The sequence below is a fragment of the Nostoc sp. genome (genome assembly GCF_036917465.1).
Classification (GTDB): Bacteria; Cyanobacteriota; Cyanobacteriia; order Cyanobacteriales; family Nostocaceae; genus Nostoc.
The window spans coordinates 34022-52773 of the sequence record NZ_JBALDL010000006.1 but is presented as its reverse complement, the minus strand read 5'-3'; the positions used below and the strand labels follow the sequence as shown (position 1 = coordinate 52773).

The 18752-nt window shown below is 41.1% G+C and carries 23 protein-coding genes and 2 pseudogenes; 5 read left to right on the top strand and 20 right to left on the bottom strand.

The window, feature by feature from the left end:
- Positions 1-9 precede the first annotated feature (9 nt).
- Entirely contained in the window at positions 10-1605 is a 1596-nt protein-coding gene (locus V7K38_RS01560; protein ID WP_334854960.1) for a nickel-dependent hydrogenase large subunit, read from the top strand.
- A 51-nt stretch (positions 1606-1656) separates the two neighbouring features.
- Here V7K38_RS01560 and V7K38_RS01555 read toward each other — a convergent pair whose 3' ends face one another.
- The 4 genes from V7K38_RS01555 to V7K38_RS01540 form a co-directional block, all read right to left on the bottom strand.
- Positions 1657-1797 (bottom strand): hypothetical protein, encoded by a 141-nt coding sequence (locus V7K38_RS01555; protein ID WP_334854958.1) that lies wholly within the window; start codon positions 1795-1797, stop codon positions 1657-1659.
- Between the two features lie 3 nt (positions 1798-1800).
- Positions 1801-2166, bottom strand: coding sequence for a hypothetical protein (locus tag V7K38_RS01550; protein ID WP_334854957.1), 366 nt, complete (start codon positions 2164-2166; stop codon positions 1801-1803).
- Between the two features lie 97 nt (positions 2167-2263).
- Entirely contained in the window at positions 2264-2914 is a 651-nt protein-coding gene (locus tag V7K38_RS01545; RefSeq protein WP_334854956.1) for a hypothetical protein, read from the bottom strand.
- Between the two features lie 18 nt (positions 2915-2932).
- On the bottom strand, positions 2933-3331 hold the full coding sequence (locus V7K38_RS01540; RefSeq protein ID WP_334854955.1) for a hypothetical protein: 399 nt from the start codon (positions 3329-3331) through the stop codon (positions 2933-2935).
- Between the two features lie 114 nt (positions 3332-3445).
- Here V7K38_RS01540 and V7K38_RS01535 point away from each other — a divergent pair, with 114 nt between their 5' ends.
- Complete coding sequence (locus tag V7K38_RS01535; protein WP_334854954.1) at positions 3446-3868, top strand: hypothetical protein; 423 nt, start codon at positions 3446-3448, stop codon at positions 3866-3868.
- A gap of 191 nt (positions 3869-4059) precedes the next feature.
- Positions 4060-4530 (top strand): hydrogenase maturation protease, encoded by a 471-nt coding sequence (locus tag V7K38_RS01530; RefSeq protein ID WP_334854953.1) that lies wholly within the window; start codon positions 4060-4062, stop codon positions 4528-4530.
- Positions 4531-4556: 26 nt separating this feature from the next.
- On the opposite strand, the gene V7K38_RS01525 is transcribed toward V7K38_RS01530, so the two are convergent.
- Genes V7K38_RS01525 through V7K38_RS01515 form a run of 3 tightly spaced genes read right to left on the bottom strand, consistent with a single transcriptional unit; the run spans position 4557 to position 6687 of the window.
- Entirely contained in the window at positions 4557-4931 is a 375-nt protein-coding gene (locus V7K38_RS01525) for a hypothetical protein (RefSeq protein WP_334854952.1), read from the bottom strand.
- An 18-nt stretch (positions 4932-4949) separates the two neighbouring features.
- Positions 4950-6236, bottom strand: a complete 1287-nt coding sequence (locus V7K38_RS01520; protein ID WP_334854951.1) for a SagB/ThcOx family dehydrogenase — start codon at positions 6234-6236, stop codon at positions 4950-4952.
- Positions 6199-6687: an ankyrin repeat domain-containing protein gene (locus V7K38_RS01515; RefSeq protein ID WP_334854950.1), complete on the bottom strand. Its 489-nt coding sequence runs from the start codon at positions 6685-6687 to the stop codon at positions 6199-6201. Before V7K38_RS01515 ends, V7K38_RS01520 begins: the two co-directional genes overlap by 38 nt.
- Positions 6688-7346: 659 nt before the next feature.
- Here V7K38_RS01515 and V7K38_RS01510 point away from each other — a divergent pair.
- Complete coding sequence (locus V7K38_RS01510; RefSeq protein WP_334854949.1) at positions 7347-7556, top strand: TOBE domain-containing protein; 210 nt, start codon at positions 7347-7349, stop codon at positions 7554-7556.
- 231 nt (positions 7557-7787) lie between these two features.
- Here V7K38_RS01510 and V7K38_RS01505 read toward each other — a convergent pair whose 3' ends face one another.
- From V7K38_RS01505 to V7K38_RS01445, 13 genes and pseudogenes are all read right to left on the bottom strand, one after another.
- On the bottom strand, positions 7788-8039 hold the full coding sequence (locus V7K38_RS01505; RefSeq protein WP_334854948.1) for a FeoA family protein: 252 nt from the start codon (positions 8037-8039) through the stop codon (positions 7788-7790).
- A gap of 111 nt (positions 8040-8150) precedes the next feature.
- The gene (locus V7K38_RS01500) at positions 8151-8450 is read right to left on the bottom strand and encodes a 2Fe-2S iron-sulfur cluster-binding protein (RefSeq protein ID WP_334854947.1); all 300 of its coding nucleotides are present in this window, start codon (positions 8448-8450) and stop codon (positions 8151-8153) included.
- 265 nt (positions 8451-8715) lie between these two features.
- Positions 8716-9087 carry a HesB/IscA family protein gene (locus tag V7K38_RS01495; protein WP_094339971.1) on the bottom strand — a complete coding sequence of 124 codons (372 nt, stop codon included), beginning with the start codon at positions 9085-9087 and terminating at the stop codon, positions 8716-8718.
- Positions 9088-9188: 101 nt separating this feature from the next.
- Positions 9189-9986 (bottom strand): HesA/MoeB/ThiF family protein, encoded by a 798-nt coding sequence (locus V7K38_RS01490; RefSeq protein ID WP_334854946.1) that lies wholly within the window; start codon positions 9984-9986, stop codon positions 9189-9191.
- A gap of 10 nt (positions 9987-9996) precedes the next feature.
- Positions 9997-10314 (bottom strand): nitrogenase-stabilizing/protective protein NifW, encoded by a 318-nt coding sequence (gene nifW, locus V7K38_RS01485; RefSeq protein ID WP_334854945.1) that lies wholly within the window; start codon positions 10312-10314, stop codon positions 9997-9999.
- Positions 10311-10526: a CCE_0567 family metalloprotein gene (locus tag V7K38_RS01480; RefSeq protein WP_334854944.1), complete on the bottom strand. Its 216-nt coding sequence runs from the start codon at positions 10524-10526 to the stop codon at positions 10311-10313. The genes nifW and V7K38_RS01480 overlap by 4 nt, the downstream gene beginning before the upstream one ends.
- A gap of 149 nt (positions 10527-10675) precedes the next feature.
- A complete protein-coding gene (locus V7K38_RS01475) occupies positions 10676-11152 on the bottom strand; it encodes a NifX-associated nitrogen fixation protein (RefSeq protein ID WP_334854943.1) in 477 nt (158 codons plus the stop codon).
- A complete protein-coding gene (gene nifX, locus V7K38_RS01470; RefSeq protein WP_334854942.1) occupies positions 11149-11562 on the bottom strand; it encodes a nitrogen fixation protein NifX in 414 nt (137 codons plus the stop codon). The genes V7K38_RS01475 and nifX overlap by 4 nt, the downstream gene beginning before the upstream one ends.
- 189 nt (positions 11563-11751) lie before the next feature.
- On the bottom strand, positions 11752-13089 hold the full coding sequence (gene nifN, locus V7K38_RS01465; protein WP_334854940.1) for a nitrogenase iron-molybdenum cofactor biosynthesis protein NifN: 1338 nt from the start codon (positions 13087-13089) through the stop codon (positions 11752-11754).
- Complete coding sequence (gene nifE, locus V7K38_RS01460) at positions 13089-14471, bottom strand: nitrogenase iron-molybdenum cofactor biosynthesis protein NifE (protein ID WP_334854939.1); 1383 nt, start codon at positions 14469-14471, stop codon at positions 13089-13091. Before nifE ends, nifN begins: the two co-directional genes overlap by 1 nt.
- 150 nt (positions 14472-14621) lie before the next feature.
- Positions 14622-14969 (bottom strand): Mo-dependent nitrogenase C-terminal domain-containing protein, encoded by a 348-nt coding sequence (locus tag V7K38_RS01455; RefSeq protein ID WP_094327421.1) that lies wholly within the window; start codon positions 14967-14969, stop codon positions 14622-14624.
- Positions 14970-15136: 167 nt separating this feature from the next.
- Positions 15137-16672, bottom strand: a complete 1536-nt coding sequence (gene nifK / locus V7K38_RS01450; RefSeq protein WP_334854938.1) for a nitrogenase molybdenum-iron protein subunit beta — start codon at positions 16670-16672, stop codon at positions 15137-15139.
- A 220-nt stretch (positions 16673-16892) separates the two neighbouring features.
- Positions 16893-17072, bottom strand: a pseudogene (locus tag V7K38_RS01445) (hypothetical protein); the annotation flags it as partial.
- A 302-nt stretch (positions 17073-17374) separates the two neighbouring features.
- Here V7K38_RS01445 and V7K38_RS01440 point away from each other — a divergent pair.
- Positions 17375-18718, top strand: a pseudogene (locus V7K38_RS01440) (site-specific integrase); the annotation flags it as partial.
- Positions 18719-18752: the final 34 nt, after the last annotated feature.

The window sequence follows — 18752 nt, the reverse complement described above, 5'->3', positions numbered from 1 at the left end:
AAATAACAAATGACAATTCAATCATTAGATATTTCGCCCGTTGGTAGAGTTGAAGGCGATTTAGATGTCCGAGTTGATATTGAAAATGGGCGGGTAGTCAACGCTTGGACACACGCCGAATTATTTCGCGGATTTGAAGTTATCCTGCGCGGTAAAGATCCCCAAGCAGGATTAATTGTCACGCCTCGCATTTGTGGAATTTGTGGCGGTTCTCACCTAACTTGTGCATCTTGGGCATTAGATACAGCCTGGGAAACTGAAGTTCCCCGCAATGCAATTTTAGCGAGAAATCTTGGTCAAATTGTCGAGACAATTCAAAGCATCCCTCGCTATTTTTATGGTTTGTTTGCCATTGATTTAACAAATAGAAAATACCGCAATAGTCGCTTTTATGACGAAGCTGTGAGACGCTTTGCTGCTTTTACAGGCAAATCTTATGAACTAGGCATCACAATTTCTGCGAAACCTGTAGAAATTTATGCACTATTGGGCGGACAATGGCCCCACAGCAGTTATATGGTGCCTGGTGGTGTGATGTGCGCCCCAACCTTAACGGACATCACCCGCGCTTGGGCGCTTCTCGAATATTTCCGCACCAATTGGTTAGAACCAGTGTGGTTGGGTTGTTCTTTAGAACGCTACGAACAAATCCAAACTTATGATGACTTTAGAAATTGGTTAGATGAAGACCGAAATCATCGAGATTCCGACTTAGGTTTTTATTGGCGCATGGGTTTAGATATCGGTTTAGATAGATATGGCGCTGGTGTTGGTAAATATGTCACTTGGGGATATTTAGCCCATGAAGATAAATACCAAAAGCCGACTATCGAAGGGCGAAATGCGGCGATGATTATGAAAAGTGGAGTGTACGACAGCTTCGCAGACACTCACGTTTTAATGGATCAGTCATTTATCCGCGAGAATACAACTCGTTCTTGGTACGATGAAGGGACAGAAGATATTCACCCTAGCGATCGCACTACTAAACCCACTGCAATCAATACCAAAGACTTCGATAACGCCTACTCTTGGTCGAGTGCAGTCCTTCACAAAGACTTCGGACGTTTGGAAACTGGCCCCTTAGCGCGGCAATTAGTAGCTGGTGGTAAACATGGCGAATCTTGGCAACATTACGACCCCTTCATCCTCGATGTGTTCAAAAACATGGGTGGTGCTAGTGTTCATGTGCGTCAGCTAGCACGAGTTCACGAACTTGTCAAGTTATATCGTCAAGCTGAACACTGTTTACGCGAATTCAAATTAAACGACCCTTGGTATATCAAACCTAAAGAAAAAGATGGTCGTGGTTGGGGTGCAACGGAAGCAGCGCGGGGTTCTTTATCGCACTGGGTAGAAGTAGAGGGCGGTAAGATTAAGAATTACCAAGTTATTGCCCCAGGTACTTGGAATATCGGCCCTCGTGACGGTGAAGGAATCCGCGGCCCTATTGAAGAAGCGCTAATTGGGACACCCATTTACGATTCTAGCGATCCGGTGGAAGTTGGTCATGTGGCGCGATCGTTTGATTCATGTTTGGTGTGTACAGTTCACGCCCATGATGCGAAGACTGGTGAAGAGTTAGCGCGTTTTCGCACTGCTTAATTTAGTTGTCAGGTGCGTTAGTCGTAGGGTAACGCACCAAAATTTCTGTAGTTAGCCTGGTTTAGAAAGTTCAGGCTCATACTGCTCTCGGTCAAATCTGAATTGACCTAAATCAAGTTGCCAATCACGATGAAACTGACTAAATTCTGACCACTGTACAGTTGACTCATTAAGGGTGATGCGAACTAGCATAAATCAACACTGAATCACCCCGCATGTACAACCCAAAACAGTTGCCTTACCAATTCTTGGATCGCCTGCTTCTAGGCTAAAGTTGTGATTCCAAGGTTCATTGAGAAGATTACGCGAAGGTAACACAACCATTGAGAGTGGTAAATAGAGATAATCTCTTGCGAGGAAATCAATCTCACGGATTTTTTCACCTTCAGCACGACGTTTCTCAATCTCTGCTCGGACAAATAGTTCTTCGATTTGACGTACTAACTCTATTAACGGTTCATTGTTAATATAAATTTCAGCAACACAAATTCCTTTACTCTGTATCCAATTGCTAGAAATAGATGGATTAATGCGTATTTCAAGGCGATCAAAAGTAGGCATTTCTGGTAGTAAGATGCAGGGCTTAGTAGCGACGTGGCACAGCTAACATAGTGCATTAAAAATCTCTGTAACATTTAAAACCATATTGTTCTCGCTATCACTCCCAATAATTTTCCCAGTCATCTTGGAAGGCTTGCTGTAGCTTTTTCATATAGGTGTTAGTTTTGATTTTTACCATCCACAAATCAGCAGGATTACTACCACCTTTGCAGACTACACCCTCAGCTACGCCATACTTCCCAGCGCGGACATCTTCTACAAATTGTCCGGTGAGTTTGCCACGATAGACAACGCGGGCGATCGCTAAATTACTAAAATCTTGTACAAACTGTTCGGGGGGAATCATCCCGCGATTAGTTTCTACATCAAAGAGAATCAGTTGTTTCGGTTCTTCGGGTTTGTGCATCCCCGCGAAGGAATTCGCCCCGAAAAATTCAGTGAAGACGGTGATTTCTGGGCTATTGTAAGCGGGGTTTTCTCGAAACAGTTTGTCTAGGGGGGTGGCGAAAAGCTTTTGAAACAGGTTAGAAGCCTCTTCTAGCCCCGGATGGGCGGCGTTGAACTCAGCAATACCCCTCTCATCCAAATCAAAGCGATCGCGCCGAGTCCCAAACCCATACCACCCTAATTCGACTTCCCAAACCCAATGCAGATTCGTACCGTCGTATTTATCAAAAGCAATACAGCGACTGGAGGGGTAGTTTTTGCTACCGGGAATTTTAGGATATGCTAGCTGAATGCGAGGCATGATGTTGAGAATAAAAAACTATTTTCCCAGCCTAGCTTGGGCTAAACGCCAACCGAGATAGTTATTAATATCGGCGATCGCATCTTCAATCCGCCACCGCCATTCAGTTTGACTTCGTAATTCCCGCAATATCACTGGTTTAACTAAGTGCTTTTCTAACTTACCTTGGGTACGCGCCACGTAGGCCAGCCCTAAGCAAGCATTAGCACGAATGCGATCGTCAGCATGGTTGGCAAGTTTAAGGCACACATCTTGAGCATATTTCCAGTCGGGATAATGTTCGCCCAACGCCAGAGGTAACACCATCAACTCATCAAATGATCCATGACTCAAAATTGCTTGTGTCTCTTCCCGTTGCGTAATTATAGGCAATGGCTGATAAAAGCGCAAACATGGCTCAGACTCAGGATTAATCATTTACACAATCAGCTGATTCAACAGTCGTAGCTTAACATACTAAAACTTCCATAAACAGTGAGTTAGGCTTGCATTAATGCATTTGCATAAAACACCAATTTACACGGTAAGCTTGTGTCTGATTTAGCGCTACATAATTATCTCCCTCGCGTTCCCGATGCAGCATTGCAAGAATACATAGAATGGTGTGTTTTAGAACAGGCAAAAGCCGCAGAATGTAACTTTACTCCTGATAGAAGTAAGTTAGATAATTTGCCACCAGAAGACTACGTTCCTAAACTTGTCGAGCAGTTCATGAAAGTTAAACCAGACCCAATTAAAGTAGGTTTGGTAGCTGCGATCGCTGGCAAAGAAGCAGACCAACATGCTTTATCCGGTTTAGCGATCGCAGCAGATTTTGTGTCTCTTTATATCAAGTACTTAATTCCTAAAGAGGGAAGTACTAAAGAACAGGCTGAAGAGATATTAACTAAAGTGTCACAAGATCAGTATGATAAACTGAATGAAATCGCCAAGAAACATGGTGTAAAGTTCTAATTTCCTGCTGATAAATTATTTTTCAGAGGCTTTGTCTACATTATTTAGTCAAAGCCTCTGTTTTGGTCACTGCTGATTGCCTAATTTAGAAACTTTACTTACCGTTGATTATTGAATTGTAATTGCTCCATCCTCCAAGCGATCGCGCTTTGATTGAATTTGCAACCGCTTAAACAATTAAATCTTATTCTATGCTAACTATTATTGGTTGCGGAAATCTCAACCGCAGTGACGACGCAGTAGGCGTAATCATTGCCCAACGCTTACAAAAATATCTAGCTGAAAATCCTCATCCTCATGTGCGAGTTTATGACTGTGGCACCGCAGGAATGGAAGTAATGTTTCAAGCTAGAGGTAGTAAACAATTAGTAATTATTGATGCAAGTTCAACTAATTCTGAGCCTGGTGCTGTGTTTAAAGTTCCAGGAAAAGAACTGGAAGCAATGCCCGAACCTAGTTATAACTTGCATGATTTTCGCTGGGATAATGCTTTAGCCGCCGGACGGAAAATCTTTCAAAATGACTTTCCCGAAGATGTCACAGTTTATTTAATTGAGGCTGCAAATCTTGCCTTGGGACTGGAATTAAGTCCTGCTATTAAACATTCTGCTGATTTAGTTTTTCAAGAGGTAGCTGCACTTATCAAACAAAATATTAACTAATCCAAAATCCAAAATCCAAAATCGAATTACGCCCAATCCCGATAAACAGAAAGTTCATCTACCCTCATTTCAAAAGGTACGCCTTGACTCTCTGGCGGACAAACACGGATTTTAGCACTGCTAACAATTCCATATAGCAATGTCCCCATTGGCACGATTTTTTGTAAAATCCGCCAATTAGTAACTTGATCGGGACATTCAATAACCAATGTCAGAGCATTGGCGTGGGTTGTGACATACCACCGACAATCAGACAGCAGATTTTGAATAGTGCGATCGCAAGCTTCATAAAAGTATCTACTAATAGAATCTTCTAATTGCTGCCGCAGTATAATATCTGCTGAGGTCGGTTGTATAGGATGTGAGTCATCACTATTAAAGTAATACATATTTCTACCCATCTCTCTCTAGCTTCCTGCTTATATTCCAATCACCATTCCATAAAGTACATCTTTATTTGTTTCTAATAATTTCTTGGTTTCATCATCATAATAAGCACCTATTTCACTACACTGAATCCCCAAATAATTACTAGTTAAATAAAGTCTCTGTCCGAGAAAACCAGCTATTTGCATAGCAGTTTGATAATTTAAATAATCTGACACAAAAAATAAAGTTACAGCGCTATCTTTAGCAATAGCCTGATTAATACATAAGTAACCCGTCTTTTCACTAAAATTACCAGTTTTAACCAGATACGTACCTTTATATAACCCAGGTGTCATTCCCTCTACTCGATGCACGACTAAGTAAATTTCTATTTCCTCATAGTTTTCTGTCGGTATTGACTGTTGAAGTTGTTGCACTACATATAAATAATCTTCTTGAGAAATAGACTCTTTCCGGAAACGTCTAATAGAACGTCTATCCCAAACAATTTGATAAAATTTATCCTTATCAAAATTAAATTGAGGATACTCTAATTTCTGCTGGCGACTCTTTTGTAAAATAGTTGCTTGATAGGCATCTTCAATAAATTGATTGGATTCAAAATAATCAGTACCACAGACAAAAGGAACTTTCAGCCTTAACCGCCTGATTTTTTTTTCTTGGATTTCTCCTGACACCGCACAAGCAGTAATAAATTCTTTATTCTCAAATCCCAAATCTGAATTGAGAGTGAGTTTATCAAAGTCAAAAATTAGTTGTATATCTCGGTTGTGGAGAAAAGCTGAAGCTGCAATTGCACCTAAATGGTGTCCGCTATCTAGGAAGCAATATCTGATGCTTCTATTTTGATATTTCCAGCTAGACCTATAATAAACACAACTAATTAAAAAGATGAATCCATTGATACATTTACCCGGTATAATATAACTCTCTAAACCATCATCGATTAATTCATAGATGAGAGTTAGACAATTATTCTCAACTTCTACATGATATATACCATCTACTATTCCCTCAACACCACGAACCTGTACATAAACTTCCGTCGGGTATAAAGCGCCTGCTGATGGATTTACCCGCAGTTTATAAGGCCCATCTTTATACATTTTCTCCAGAGTTATCGCACTGGTTAACGAAATAAAAGAATGAACAGGATTATTGAGATTTAATTTCACTCTCCGATAAAATTTTGGATAAACTTTAAATGCAGATGGCTGTGTTGAGGCATCTACATAATTTGGATCGAGTTGTACCGATAAGTAAGAATGCTTGGTAGCATCATGATAGGCTTTGCCCGATATCTGACTTGATGGCATTTTTAAGTATCCTTAAAACTTCTACATTACTGGCGAAATCTATCGCTTTATAGTCGTCTAAGTTTTTCAAATATAAGTTAGGATGATGTTGTAAAAGTAACTTGACGACTTCTGTCTTTCCGGCTGATGCTGCGTACATTAAAACAGTTGCACCGTTATCATTTTGGTTATCAATGTTAATGTTTACAGCTAGCAGCAAATTAATTAAATCGTAGTGATTTCCAAAACAAGCAAACCACAAAGCATTGTTGCAGTCGCTATTTCTAGCATTGATATCCACACCAGCATCAATTAGTTCTTTGACGACTGCATAAATTCCCTCTCTTGTAGCTTTCATCAAAGCTGTATCGCCATTTTCTCCTGGCTGATTTAAATCGCCAGGACTATAGCTTTTTGCTATTAGCCATTGGGTTGTTATTTCACTCAACTCTTGTCTGTTGAATTGACTCATAATTATTCTTTCAACGTCACAAAATTAAGTATTTTCTAAGCAATCTTATGCTTGGAAAACTTAATGGTGGGCATTACCCACCATTATTTTACAATGCTATACGAGTAGCTAAAGTCTAGTAGTTTACCAAAGCAACTTTGCTAGGTATTAAAAACTTTGGTAAAATTAAAAATTTTTCCCCATTCCCTATTCCCCGCCCTCACCTAACAATTTTGGGTTGCTTAAGTACTAAGTTAACTAGCAACAATTTAGCTTAGTTATATATTATCACCCTGATAACTTTGAATTATGAATCATTTATAAAGATCCCCAAATATATCTAAGATAAATATTGAAGTACAATTAAAATGCAGTGTTTCTTACAATGTTATTTCAAAATCTAGACTAATAGCAAATAGACTATTTTAGAAAATAGCCAGTCACTAGTACATTGCTGCGTAATTTTGCCTAAATTTAATAATTTGCTCAAGCCTATTGTTTTGTCTTACTCACATTTGATATTACGTTTCTATTGAATCTTGTGTTTAATAAAATAGAGATATTATACTGAGATTTCCTTTTATACCCCTAAAAGTTATTAAGAAATCTCAAATAACTTCCTTTATTAACCAAAATTTGCTAGTTTGTTTAGGTAGTAATAAGTAAAGCACAGACAAAACATGGAAATTAGCGCTCGGAATTCTCTAAAAGGTACTGTAATAAAAGTTGTACCTGGTACAGTGAATACTGAAGTAACTTTAGAAATTGCACCAGGAGTAGAGTTAGTGTCAATAATCACAAAATCATCAGCAGAAAAGCTGGGACTTGCAGAAGGTAAGCAGGCTTATGCCGTGATTAAATCATCAGATGTAATAGTTGCTATTGAGTAGAAAATAGGTAAGTTGCCTTTTCTTGCAAGCGGCTCTATCTGTAATACCAAATTGCATTCATGTCTATAAAAAGACTTACGCGAAAAGTAATGTAGGGGCAATTCATGAATTGCCCCTACATTGTGTAATTGATGCGTCAGTTGAGTTCTAATAAATTCTTTCTTTCCCTGTAAACTCTTAATTACAAAGTAAAAATTATTTTTTAAATATAATATTCTTATAAAGAATAATTTAATTATCAACAATACGGACATAAATAGCGCGGACACTTTCTATATCTAGCGTTAAAAATTTGTTTCCTGTTTTAATAAGTAATAATGGAAAGTGTTGTTCTAAAGTAATAGTGGCTCCTGGTATTATCCCTATTGATATCAGTGTTTTTAAGATTGTTTCATCCTGACTTTTACAGAAACTGACGATTCCTCGCTCTCCTGTTCTCAATAATTCTAATGAACAACCAGTCACATTAAAGGGAGTAAACATTTTAATTCTAAATTAGGAATTATGAAGGGAAGAATGAAGCTTATTTTCATCCCTCATCCCTCATCCTTCATATTTTATTTGGTTGCAAAAGGTAGCAACCAAGGTAATATTTTAAACAAGATATGCTTCTTGATGTGTCTTAATTGTGCAATTAGAACGAGGATAAGTTACACAAAGTAGAGCGTATCCTTTAGAAACTTGATCGTCATCCAGGAAGTTTTGATCTTCTTGATTAACTTCACCTTCAACAATCTTGCCTACACAGCTAGAGCAAGAACCTGCGTGACAAGAAAAAGGCAACTCAATACCATTTTCTTCTGCTGCTTCTAAAATGGTAGTCTCTTCATCAACTTCAATTGTTGTATCAATGTCTTCTTTTTTGTTGATTAATCTAACTTGGTAGGAAGCCATTTTCCGATTCTCCTCAAACGTTATACAGTTGGTTTAATTTCCGAAGTTTTTGAGCAACCTATCCTACTTTTTGCTCCCCTCTTTCTTACGGAGATGCAAAGTTTAGTTGGCTTCTCTATAGAGGTAAGGGATGCAAAGCGAACTAAAAGCTACCTTAAGGCAAGGCGATAAGCCTGCGGCATGGCTTCTCTACGAGACGCTCCGCGAACGCTTACCGCATCTACAGAAAGCCTCTACAATCAAATTTGGTACTAACGGAATGATGTTAGCTGCAAGGTACACCAGTAGGCGTACCGTCGTCTGTTTTGAAGGACTTTCCACAACCGCAGGTATCAGTTGCATTGGGGTTGATGAATTTAAAACCGCTTTCCATCACTCCCTCAACGAAGTCAACGATAACTCCGTCTAATAACGGCGCACTTTTGGCATCAACGTAAACTACAACTTTGCCTTGGTGACTTACCAAATCATCTGGTTGGGGCTTGCTGGTGATATCAATTGCATATTCATAGCCACTGCAACCACCATCTTTTACCGAGATGCGGACACCTTTAGTTGCGCCATTAGCGTCGGGTGCGGAACCTTTGAGGAATGCTCGCAGATGAAATTCTGCTTTTTCTGATAAAATTACGGCCATCAGTTCTCCTGATTTGTAGCGATTAGTTGTTCTGATTTCAGGTGTAGGGTTGTCATTTGTCAGTTGTCATTTGTCCTTTGTTATTCACCAATGACCAATGACTAATGACTATTGACTGTGGGTTCCATTGAATTGGCTTGCGCGTGTCTCCAAGGCGCACTATTGCCGCATACTGGACAAGAGCGATCGCGGTGAGAACGGCGTTTAGCAAATTCCATCCGATTTAGGTCGATTGTCAGCAATTGCGATAATAGAGGCTGACTAAACCCGGTGATCAACTTGATAGCTTCCAGCGCCGTTAGACAAGCTAGTGTTCCAGAAACAGCGCCTAGAACTGAAAAGCCGCGCTGATCCCAATCAGGCTTTTCTGGAAACAGACAAGATAAACAAGGAGTCACACCAGGAATAATCGTTGTTAGGTAAGCCTCCATCCCATTCATTGCGGCTTCCACCATTGGCTTACGCGATCGCACACAGGCTTCATTTAACAAATTGCGCTCTGTAAAGTTGTGGGCGCAATCAAGAGCCATATCAGCAGACTGCACTAACGAATCTACATTTTCCGGGGTGATGTAATCATGAACAGCTTCCACTTGGACATCAGGATTAATCGCATCCAGAGTTTCTTTAGCTTTGAATACCCTTGGCTTACCTACCCAATCATCAGTCATGAGAACCTGACGATTCATATCATCTTGCCGCAAGTCACCACCCCGGACTAGGATTAGCCGCCCAACGCCCGCTACTGCTAAGTAAAGCGCCGCCGTACCGCCTAATCCTCCCACACCTGTAACCAAAACTGTCGCTGACTTCAAGCGTTTCTGTGCTGCTTCGCCAAAATTCGGAAGCATCATTTGGCGACGATAGCGTTCTAATTCGGTAGGCGTTAGGTTAACCAATTTATACCTCCTAATCAGAAGTGATTTCTGTCAGTGTGACTACATTTTTCGGCTTGTCGTTAAACACTTTGAACAGCTTTTGTTCGTGAGGTGTTGATTCGATAAATACCTGATAAGCTTTTTGCAAAGCTAAAGAATATTGATTTAGTCTCTCTTCTTCGCTCAAGTCAGGAGACTTATTATCAATTTCTTGGATGTATTGAGAGAACTTTTTCAGAATATGTAGACGATTTACATTCACAACTTGTACATCGTAGGACATATTAAAGAATTGAAAAAATTCTTCTGCATCTACGAGCTTCTTTAATTCATCAATTGTTCCAGTCATTTCGCATTCTCCAATTGTTTCAGATGTTGCTTAAGTTCATCTAACTGGCGATAGATTTCATAAGTTGCGGCGGCAACATCCATAAGTTGTTTATAATCTGTTGGCAGACCTTCAGCTAAATCATGCAGATCCATTTTCATTTGACCGGCTTTGCTGTTAAGCCGTCTGATTTGTCGTTGTAGTTCCTCAATGCTCGTTTCTTCTGCTTGCACAATCAGCCACTCCTTATTTTGAAGTTAGGAGTGAGGAGTTAGCAGTGATAAATTAGAAGTTAGAAATTGTAAATTTTGAATCATTACTTAAGAGTTAGATTAATTATTAACTCCTAAGTTTTAACTCCTAACTCCTAACTCCTAAATAATTAAATGTTGCCAACTTCAGGAAAACGTTTCGCCAAATCAATACCTTTTTTGACGTGGTTTTCTCCCTCTTCTGCTAATTTCTCTACTGAGTCAAAGCCAAAGCGTTGAGCATCTCGCAAAGTTCTTACAGCTAGCAAGAGACGACCAGAAAAAACTAGCGCCCAGCCAAATCCTTCATGGCTTAAATCAACCACAACCTGGGATATTAAACCTGTTTCTTGTTCAATCCCAGCCGCTACAGCCCTAAAAAATGCCATAATTCGGGCTTGTGTGATCGGATCGACTTCACCCTCAACGGAGATTTCCCGTTTCTTTTGTTTGGTGACAATAAAGGGTTTGAGAATTAACTCATCCGACCAACTACGATAAACTCCATAACTGTCTTGACCACGAATTTGTTTAATTAGCACCTTAAGGAAAGGTGAGTTCAAGACTTCAGTTGTAGCAGTTCCGTTAACACTATTATTTGTGGTCATACTGTTGCTTCGTCTTCAATTTCATCAGCAAAGTTTTTGGTTTTTGGCTGTAAAGCTTTACGCAACCAAGGTGGAGGATTACCTTTGAGGGTTTTCACTAGCTTATTTAGCACTTCACTAATTTCGTCTTCTTCCGATCGCGCCTTTACTGGAGTGACACCTTTCTTGATTAAACGAGCCGCAGCGCTACCACCAATTGCCACAACATAAATAATTGTGCAGTCAACTAATGCTTCAATTTTTGGTGCAAGTTTGCTCTCATTATTCTCTTCCTTGATTTCATAATTAAATTTGAGAGCTTCTACAAAGTGATATCCTTCATCGGAAATTTCATAAACATCAATTTGTTCTGAGCCTCCAAAGTGAGTATTAATATGAACTCCATCACTTGTCGTAAAGGCAATTTTCATCGTAACTCTCCTCTCTAAAGTTTTGAATTTTGAAGCAATCCGGTTCAGTTAGTGATATTTAGCCTCGGAAGATCCCCCCACCCCCCCCTTTTTAAGGGGGGCTAATTTAATTGCTCGATTCCCTCCTTTTTAAGGAGGGTTAGGGAGGATCAATTCTTAACTGAACTGTTTTGAATTTAAAGTGTGAATTCAAAACTCAGCGCTCACAGTTCCTAATTCTTGGAACCGCTTAACTCTCGCTTCTTCTTGCTCTAAAAACAGGTTGCCGATGCCAAACACAAGTTCCATCGTCCCTCGATAGCCAACTTTGGTAAATTGACCATTACCTAAGCGGTCATAAATGGGCAATCCTAGACGATAAAGAGGAATCGAGAGCCGTTTAGCGATCGCGCCCACATTCGAGTTACCAATCAGCAAATCAGAACCACCTGCTAGACTCTCAAAGTCTTCCAAATCGCCGATGGTGATACTTTTAACCGGGAGTTTTTCTAAGAGGTGCGATCGCGTGGTTGTCACCGCCGCATGAATTTGCGCTCCCATCGATTGCAGAAAATGCACTGTTGACCACAACAAATCTGGTTCCAACGCTAGGGAAACTCGTTTTCCACTGAAATAAAAGTGGGTGTCTAACATCGCATCTTGCAACTGACGGCGTTGGCGGCGGTATTTTTCGGGTACGCTGTTACCGCTCAGAATCGCCAATGCTTGGATAAATTCATCTACTGGTTCTAATCCAGTCAGTTCGCTAAACACCTCATAAGGTGTGTCAAACCGTTCTTCGAGAATCTTGGCAGCCCCCCGCATACTTTCACCCAATGCCAGGGTAAAGGCAGAACTACCGACTTCTCGTAGCTGTTTTAAAGTAGTCCCACTGACTGTAACTGCACTATAAGTATCCTCTAAATGTCCATCTAGAGAAGCGCCAAGGTCAGGTACAAAGATCGGCACTAGTCCAAAAGACGTGACTATCTCTTTGATTTCCTGGACATCTCCTGGTGTGAAGGCAGAACCCGCCAAAATCGTGACTTGTTCAGTTCTGAGTCCACCTGGGCGAGGAATTTCCTTAACTATGCTTTCGACAGCAACAGCAAAGCCATCTTGTAACGCACCTTTAAAATCTGGGGTGGGGGCAAAAACGATCGCTAAATCATTTAATTCGGGATGGCGATCGCGGATTTCCTTAAGAAATCCTTCAATATCATCGCCTCTAGTTTCCGTTAACCCAGTACTACATAAACCAATAATTTCTGGGTTAGCCTTTTCCACCAGAGTGAGAATTGCTTGCTCCACATTCTCTTCACCACCCAAAATAGTAGTGACTTCCGTCATCGCCGTCGTAGCTAGGGGAATCGCTTCCCGGAAATGCCGCACCAGCACAACTTTGGCGAAAGCAGTACAACCTTGAGAACCGTGGAATAAGGGCATCGTCCCTTTCAATCCCAGAAAGGCTAAGGTTGCACCCAAAGCTTGACTTTGCTTGAGGGGATTAACCGTCAGTGATTTATTGGAAACAGTAACGATCGCCATTAAACTTCCTCCTCTTCTTCCCAAGGAGCGGGCTTACGTATTTGCTCCCAAATCGGGCTATACAAAGCTTCGTACAATTCCCGCGCCATCTCAATCATTCCCACATAACCTGCATAAGGATGATGACGTTCTTGGTTGATATCAAGGAAAGGAATTCGAGCTTTCAAAGCGGTGTATTGGTTACGTCCACCAGCAATCAGCATATCTGCGCGAGTGTCTTTAACCACCTGTAGCAATTCTTTAGCGTTGCCCTTCTCCAGCATAATGCCATCGTTGCCGATCAACTTCTTGATTTTGGCTTTATCTTCCTCAGTACTTTTTCGAGTACTGGTAGCAACAACTTCAATGCCCAAGTCCCTAGCAGCCGAAATAATCGACCAACTCTTAACACCGCCTGTATACAACACAACCCGCTTACCTTTGAGTCGAGCGCGATAAGGAGCAAGTGCCAAATCTAAAGCAGCCGTTTCTTCTACAATAAGCTTTTCTGTCCGCTCCTGTAGATCGGGATCGCCTAATTTAGCAGCGATATTTCGCAGACAGCGATTCATATCATCGATGCCGTAGAAAGACTCTTCAATGTAAGGGATGTTGTAACGCTCCTCCATCTTTCTCGCCATATTGAGCAGCGCTCGTGAGCAGATCATGACGTTGAGCTTGGCACGGTGGGCGTAGCGAATTTCATCGTAGCGAGCATCGCCCGTAATTTTAGACAAAATGCGGATGCCTAATTTTTCTAACAGTGGTGTTACTCCCCACATTTCCCCGGCGATGTTGTATTCACCGATTAAGTTAATATCATAGGGCGTTGTATGTTCCGGTTCTGCTGTTCCGACAACATATTCTAACAAAGCTTCACCGCCAAAACGGTTGCCGAGATTTTTACTGCCAATGAATCCTGGGGCAATGACGGGAATAACAGGAATACCAATTTTTTCAGCCGCAGCTTTGCAGACAGCATCCATATCATCGCCAATTAAGGCTGTAACGCAAGTGGCATAAACGAATACTGCTGCTGGTTGGTAGCGCTCTTTGAGTTCCAGAATCGCTTTGTAGAGCTTCTTTTCGCCACCGAAGATAACATCATTTTCACCCAAGTCAGTCGTAAAGCCCATTTTGTAGAGTTGAGGGCCAGACGAGAGACTACCACGACTACCCCAGGAATTACCAGCACAGGCGATCGGCCCGTGGACTAAATGAGCAGCATCTGCGATCGGCACTAGAGAAATCATTGCACCATCAAAGGCACAGCCCCCTTGAGCCGCGCCAGGTTGTGCCTGTTGAGCGCATGATTTGTTTTTCTTTTCTGCTTGTTTGTGCTGATTATGCTCGCATCCTGTCTCAGTCAGCAGCTCGTTGATTTTACCTTGGGTGCTTTTCATCTCTCTTCTCGTACTTAATTGTTAATTGTCATTAGTCATTTGGATAGACTATTGTACAGACACGATTAATCGCGTCTCTACCAATGACCAATGCCCCATGCCCCATGCCCAATGCCCAATGCCCAATGCCCAATGCCCAATGCCCAATAATTAACAAATGTATTTTGTGACATCCTCTCCACATACATCGGCAAGGTAAGATAGAGCGCGGAAACGCAATCCTACAAATTCGTCATATAAAGGATTGAGTTTACATAGTGGTGGGATATCAATAGACTTCCCAAATAATTTAATTTGTCGCTCAAAGGGACAACAACAAGGAATTGTTTGGCAAATTAGATGAGCGATGCGATTATTTTTAACCTGAATTCCATCCACTACACGCCGCAACGGATTAAGAAGATTGTGGAACCACCCTGGTTTTTTCTGATTAGGTGGATGGTAATTAGGATGAGGATGAGTGTGAGTGTGTTCGTGAGTGTGATTGATGGTTTCCATGTATAAATCCCTTGGGTAAATGCTATCAAGAAAAAGGGGAGTTGGGGATTGGGCATTGGGGATTGGGCATGGGGCATTGGGTGTTTTCCCAGTCCCTAGTCCCCAGCCCCTAGTCCCTATTCCCCTTCTTTACCCTTTAGTTAACACGTTGTGTTTCTACGCAATTTCTAACGAATCAAGTCGTAGGAAATATCTGTCTTAGAAGGAATGTTGGTGTTGCGATCGATTTCTTCAAACAGGGTGTTTACAACCCAGTTAAGGAGGTTGATTATACCTTGATAACCGATGGTGGTGTAGCGGTGTAAGTGGTGACGATCTATGATAGGATAGCCAATTCTCACTAAGGGAGTCTTGGTGTCGCGCCACAGGTACTTACCGTAGCTGTTACCGATGAGCAAGTCTACGGGTTCGGTGAACATCAAAGAACGCATGTGCCACAGGTCTTTACCAGGCCAAAGAGTTGCATTGCTACCAAAGGGGCTAGAAGCAAGCAGTTCTTTCATTTCTGCTTCAAATACGTCGTTGCTGTTGTGAACCAAGATATGCACAGGTTCAGCACCCATTTCTAGCATAAAGCCAACTACGCAGTATACTAAATCTGGTTCGCCGTAGATAGCGAAGCGCTTGCCGTGAAGCCATGAGTGGGAGTCAGTCATGGCATCAACTGCCTGACCGCGTTCAATTTCCAATTGTTCGGGAATGGGGATACCACTCAATTCGCTGAGTTTCATCAAGAACTCATCAGTACCCTTAATGCCCCAAGGACGGGAAACTGAAGTTGGTTGCTTCCATTCTTTTTCGATGTACTCGCGGGTTTTGAGGGTGGAGTGTGCTTGCAGAGCGATCGTAGCTTTCGCATTGATTGAATCTTCTGCATCTTCTAGCTTTGTACCACCTGGGTACATATTGAATTCACCTGTGTTTGGTGAATCGAGGTAGTCGCTGTTGTCGGCTAAAATTGTGTAGTCAAAGCCGAACAAAGAAGCAATCCGCTTGATTTCGCGGTTGTTGCCTACGTAGGTGTCAAAACCTGGGATGAAGTTGATTTTACCATTGCTGGTTTCTTTCTTATGACCTGCGGTCAAGTTAGAAAGAATTCCCTTCATCATGTTGTCGTAACCAGTGATGTGGGAACCGACAAAGCTAGGAGTGTGAGCGTAAGGTACTGGGAAATCTTGAGGAACTGAACCAGCTTCCTTAGCGTTGTTGATGAAAGACTGTAAGTCATCACCAATTACTTCTGCCATACAGGTGGTGCAGACAGCGATCATCTTAGGCTTGTAGAGAGTGTAAGAGTTCGCCAAGCCGTCAATCATATTTTGCAGACCACCAAACACGGCTGCATCTTCAGTCATTGAAGAAGACACACCAGAGAATGGCTCTTTGTAGTGACGGGTTAAGTGGGTGCGGAAGTAAGCAACGCAACCTTGAGAACCTTGAACAAAAGGTAGAGTACCTTCAAAACCAACAGCAGCAAAGATTGCTCCCAATGGTTGACAACCTTTAGCAGGGTTAACGGTTAAAGCTTCACGAGCGAAGTTCTTTTCACGATAATCCCAACCCTTTGTCCACTCTGCAACCCGTTGTACTTCTTCGGCTTCGTGACCGTTTTCAAACTGCTTTTTGTTTTCAAATAGCTCTTGGTACTCTGGTTGGTGGAATAACTCGACGTGATCTTGAATTTTTTCAGGATTCTGAGGCATTTTCGGATCTCCAAGCTTACTGAATTCTTTACTTATTGAGGTGGGAGTGGGTAGAGACGCGATTAATCGCGTCTCTACAAGGGAGTGGAAATATGATTCAAAATTCAAAATGCAAAAATCAAAAGAAATTTTAATTTTTCAGTTTTGAAATTTGGATTTCCAACTCCCCCCTGGGGTTTTAGCCCCAGGTTGTCCTTACTTATCTCACTCTCACATTTCCCTAAACGGCAGCCTTAGCCTTAGCCTTAGCCTTAGCTTCAGCCTTCTTAGCGTTAGCTTTTTCATTCCAAGGAGCGCCAATTAATCCCCAGGTTGGGCTATTGAGTGCCAAGTCCATGTCACGTGCGAAGATGGCGAAGCCGTCATAACCGTGATAAGGGCCGGAGTAATCCTTTTTGTGGTTTAATTTTTTTCAACAGTCTAATGTTTGCAGTAAACACTGTCAGCGATAAACATTGTTCGCTGAAAACACATTTATTTTTAGACTAAATATAGGCTAAAAACACAGCATAATTAGGTTCAGGACTCATATCATGTCCGCCAAATTACCCATAAAAGAACCCCTCCCCGCAAGCGGGGAGGGGAGGCAAAGATAGGCTTTGGCGGGGTGGGGTTCTTCGGGTTTAATAAGCAATCAAGCGGACATGATATCACGCATCATTTAAATGTTGTCCTGAACCAAGGTGATTAAAAAATCGCCCGTTTTTTTGCTCATCTCTGCAAGCACAGCAGCAAAAAGAACACATGAGAACGAAAGTACTACTAGAATTAGAGAAAGTTAATCTGCGTTTAAAGTCTGCAAAGGCAAAGGTGACAATTAGAGAATCGAATGGAAGTCTGCAATTACGGGCCACGTTACCAATTAAACCGGGAGACAAAGATAGCAATGGTACTGGGAGAAAACAATACAATATCAGTTTGAATATTCCCTCTAACTTGGATGGACTGAAAACGGCTGAGGAAGAAGCTTATGAGTTAGGGAAGTTAATCGCTCGTAAAACTTTTGAATGGAATGATAAGTATTTAGGTGATGAGGCAATTAAAAAAGAATTTAAAACTATAGGAGAATTACTCGAAGAATTTGAAGAAGAGTATTTTAAAACTCATAAGCGGACTACTAAAAGTGAACATACTTTTTTTTATTACTTTTCCCGAACTAAACGATTTACGAATCCTAAAGATTTAGCGATCGCAGAAAATTTGATAAGTTCAATTGAGCAAATAGATAAGGAATGGGCTAAATATAATGCAGCTAGAGCTATATCGGCATTTTGCATGACATTTAAAATCGAAATCGATTTATCTAAATATTCCAAAATGCCTGAGAATAATTCCCGCACTATCCCTACAGATGCGGAAATAGCTGATGGAATTCTCAAGTTTGAAGATTATCTGAATAACAGAGGTAATCAAGTAAATCAAAATGTTCAAGATAGCTGGCAGCTTTGGCGCTGGACGTATGGAATGTTAGCAGTTTTTGGTTTACGTCCACGAGAACTTTTTATTAATCCTGATATTGATTGGTGGTTGAGTCAAGAAAATGTAGATTTCACATGGAAAGTCCATAAGGATTCTAAGACTGGTGAGAGAGAAGCATTACCTTTATATAGACAATGGATTGAGGACTTTGATTTGAGAAATCCTAAATATTTGGAGATGTTGGGGAGTGCGATCGCAAAAAAAGATAACACTAATCATGCTGAGATAACGGCATTAACACAGCGAGTTAGTTGGTGGTTCCGTAAAATAGGATTGGATTTTAAACCTTATGATTTACGTCATGCTTGGGCAATTAGAGCGCATATTTTGGGGATACCAATTAAAGCGGCGGCAGATAATTTAGGGCATAGTGTGCAAGTTCATACCCAAACTTATCAGCGTTGGTTTTCCCTAGATATGCGTAAGTTGGCGATTAATCAAGCTTTGAGTAAGAGGAATGAAGTGGAGTTGATTAGGGAGGAGAATACTAAATTGAGGGTGGAGAATGAAACATTGAAATTGGAGGTTAAGAAGTTAAAAATGGAAATGGTTTATAAACAAAGTTAAGTTTACTGATAAATTATACCAGTTTCAGATAATT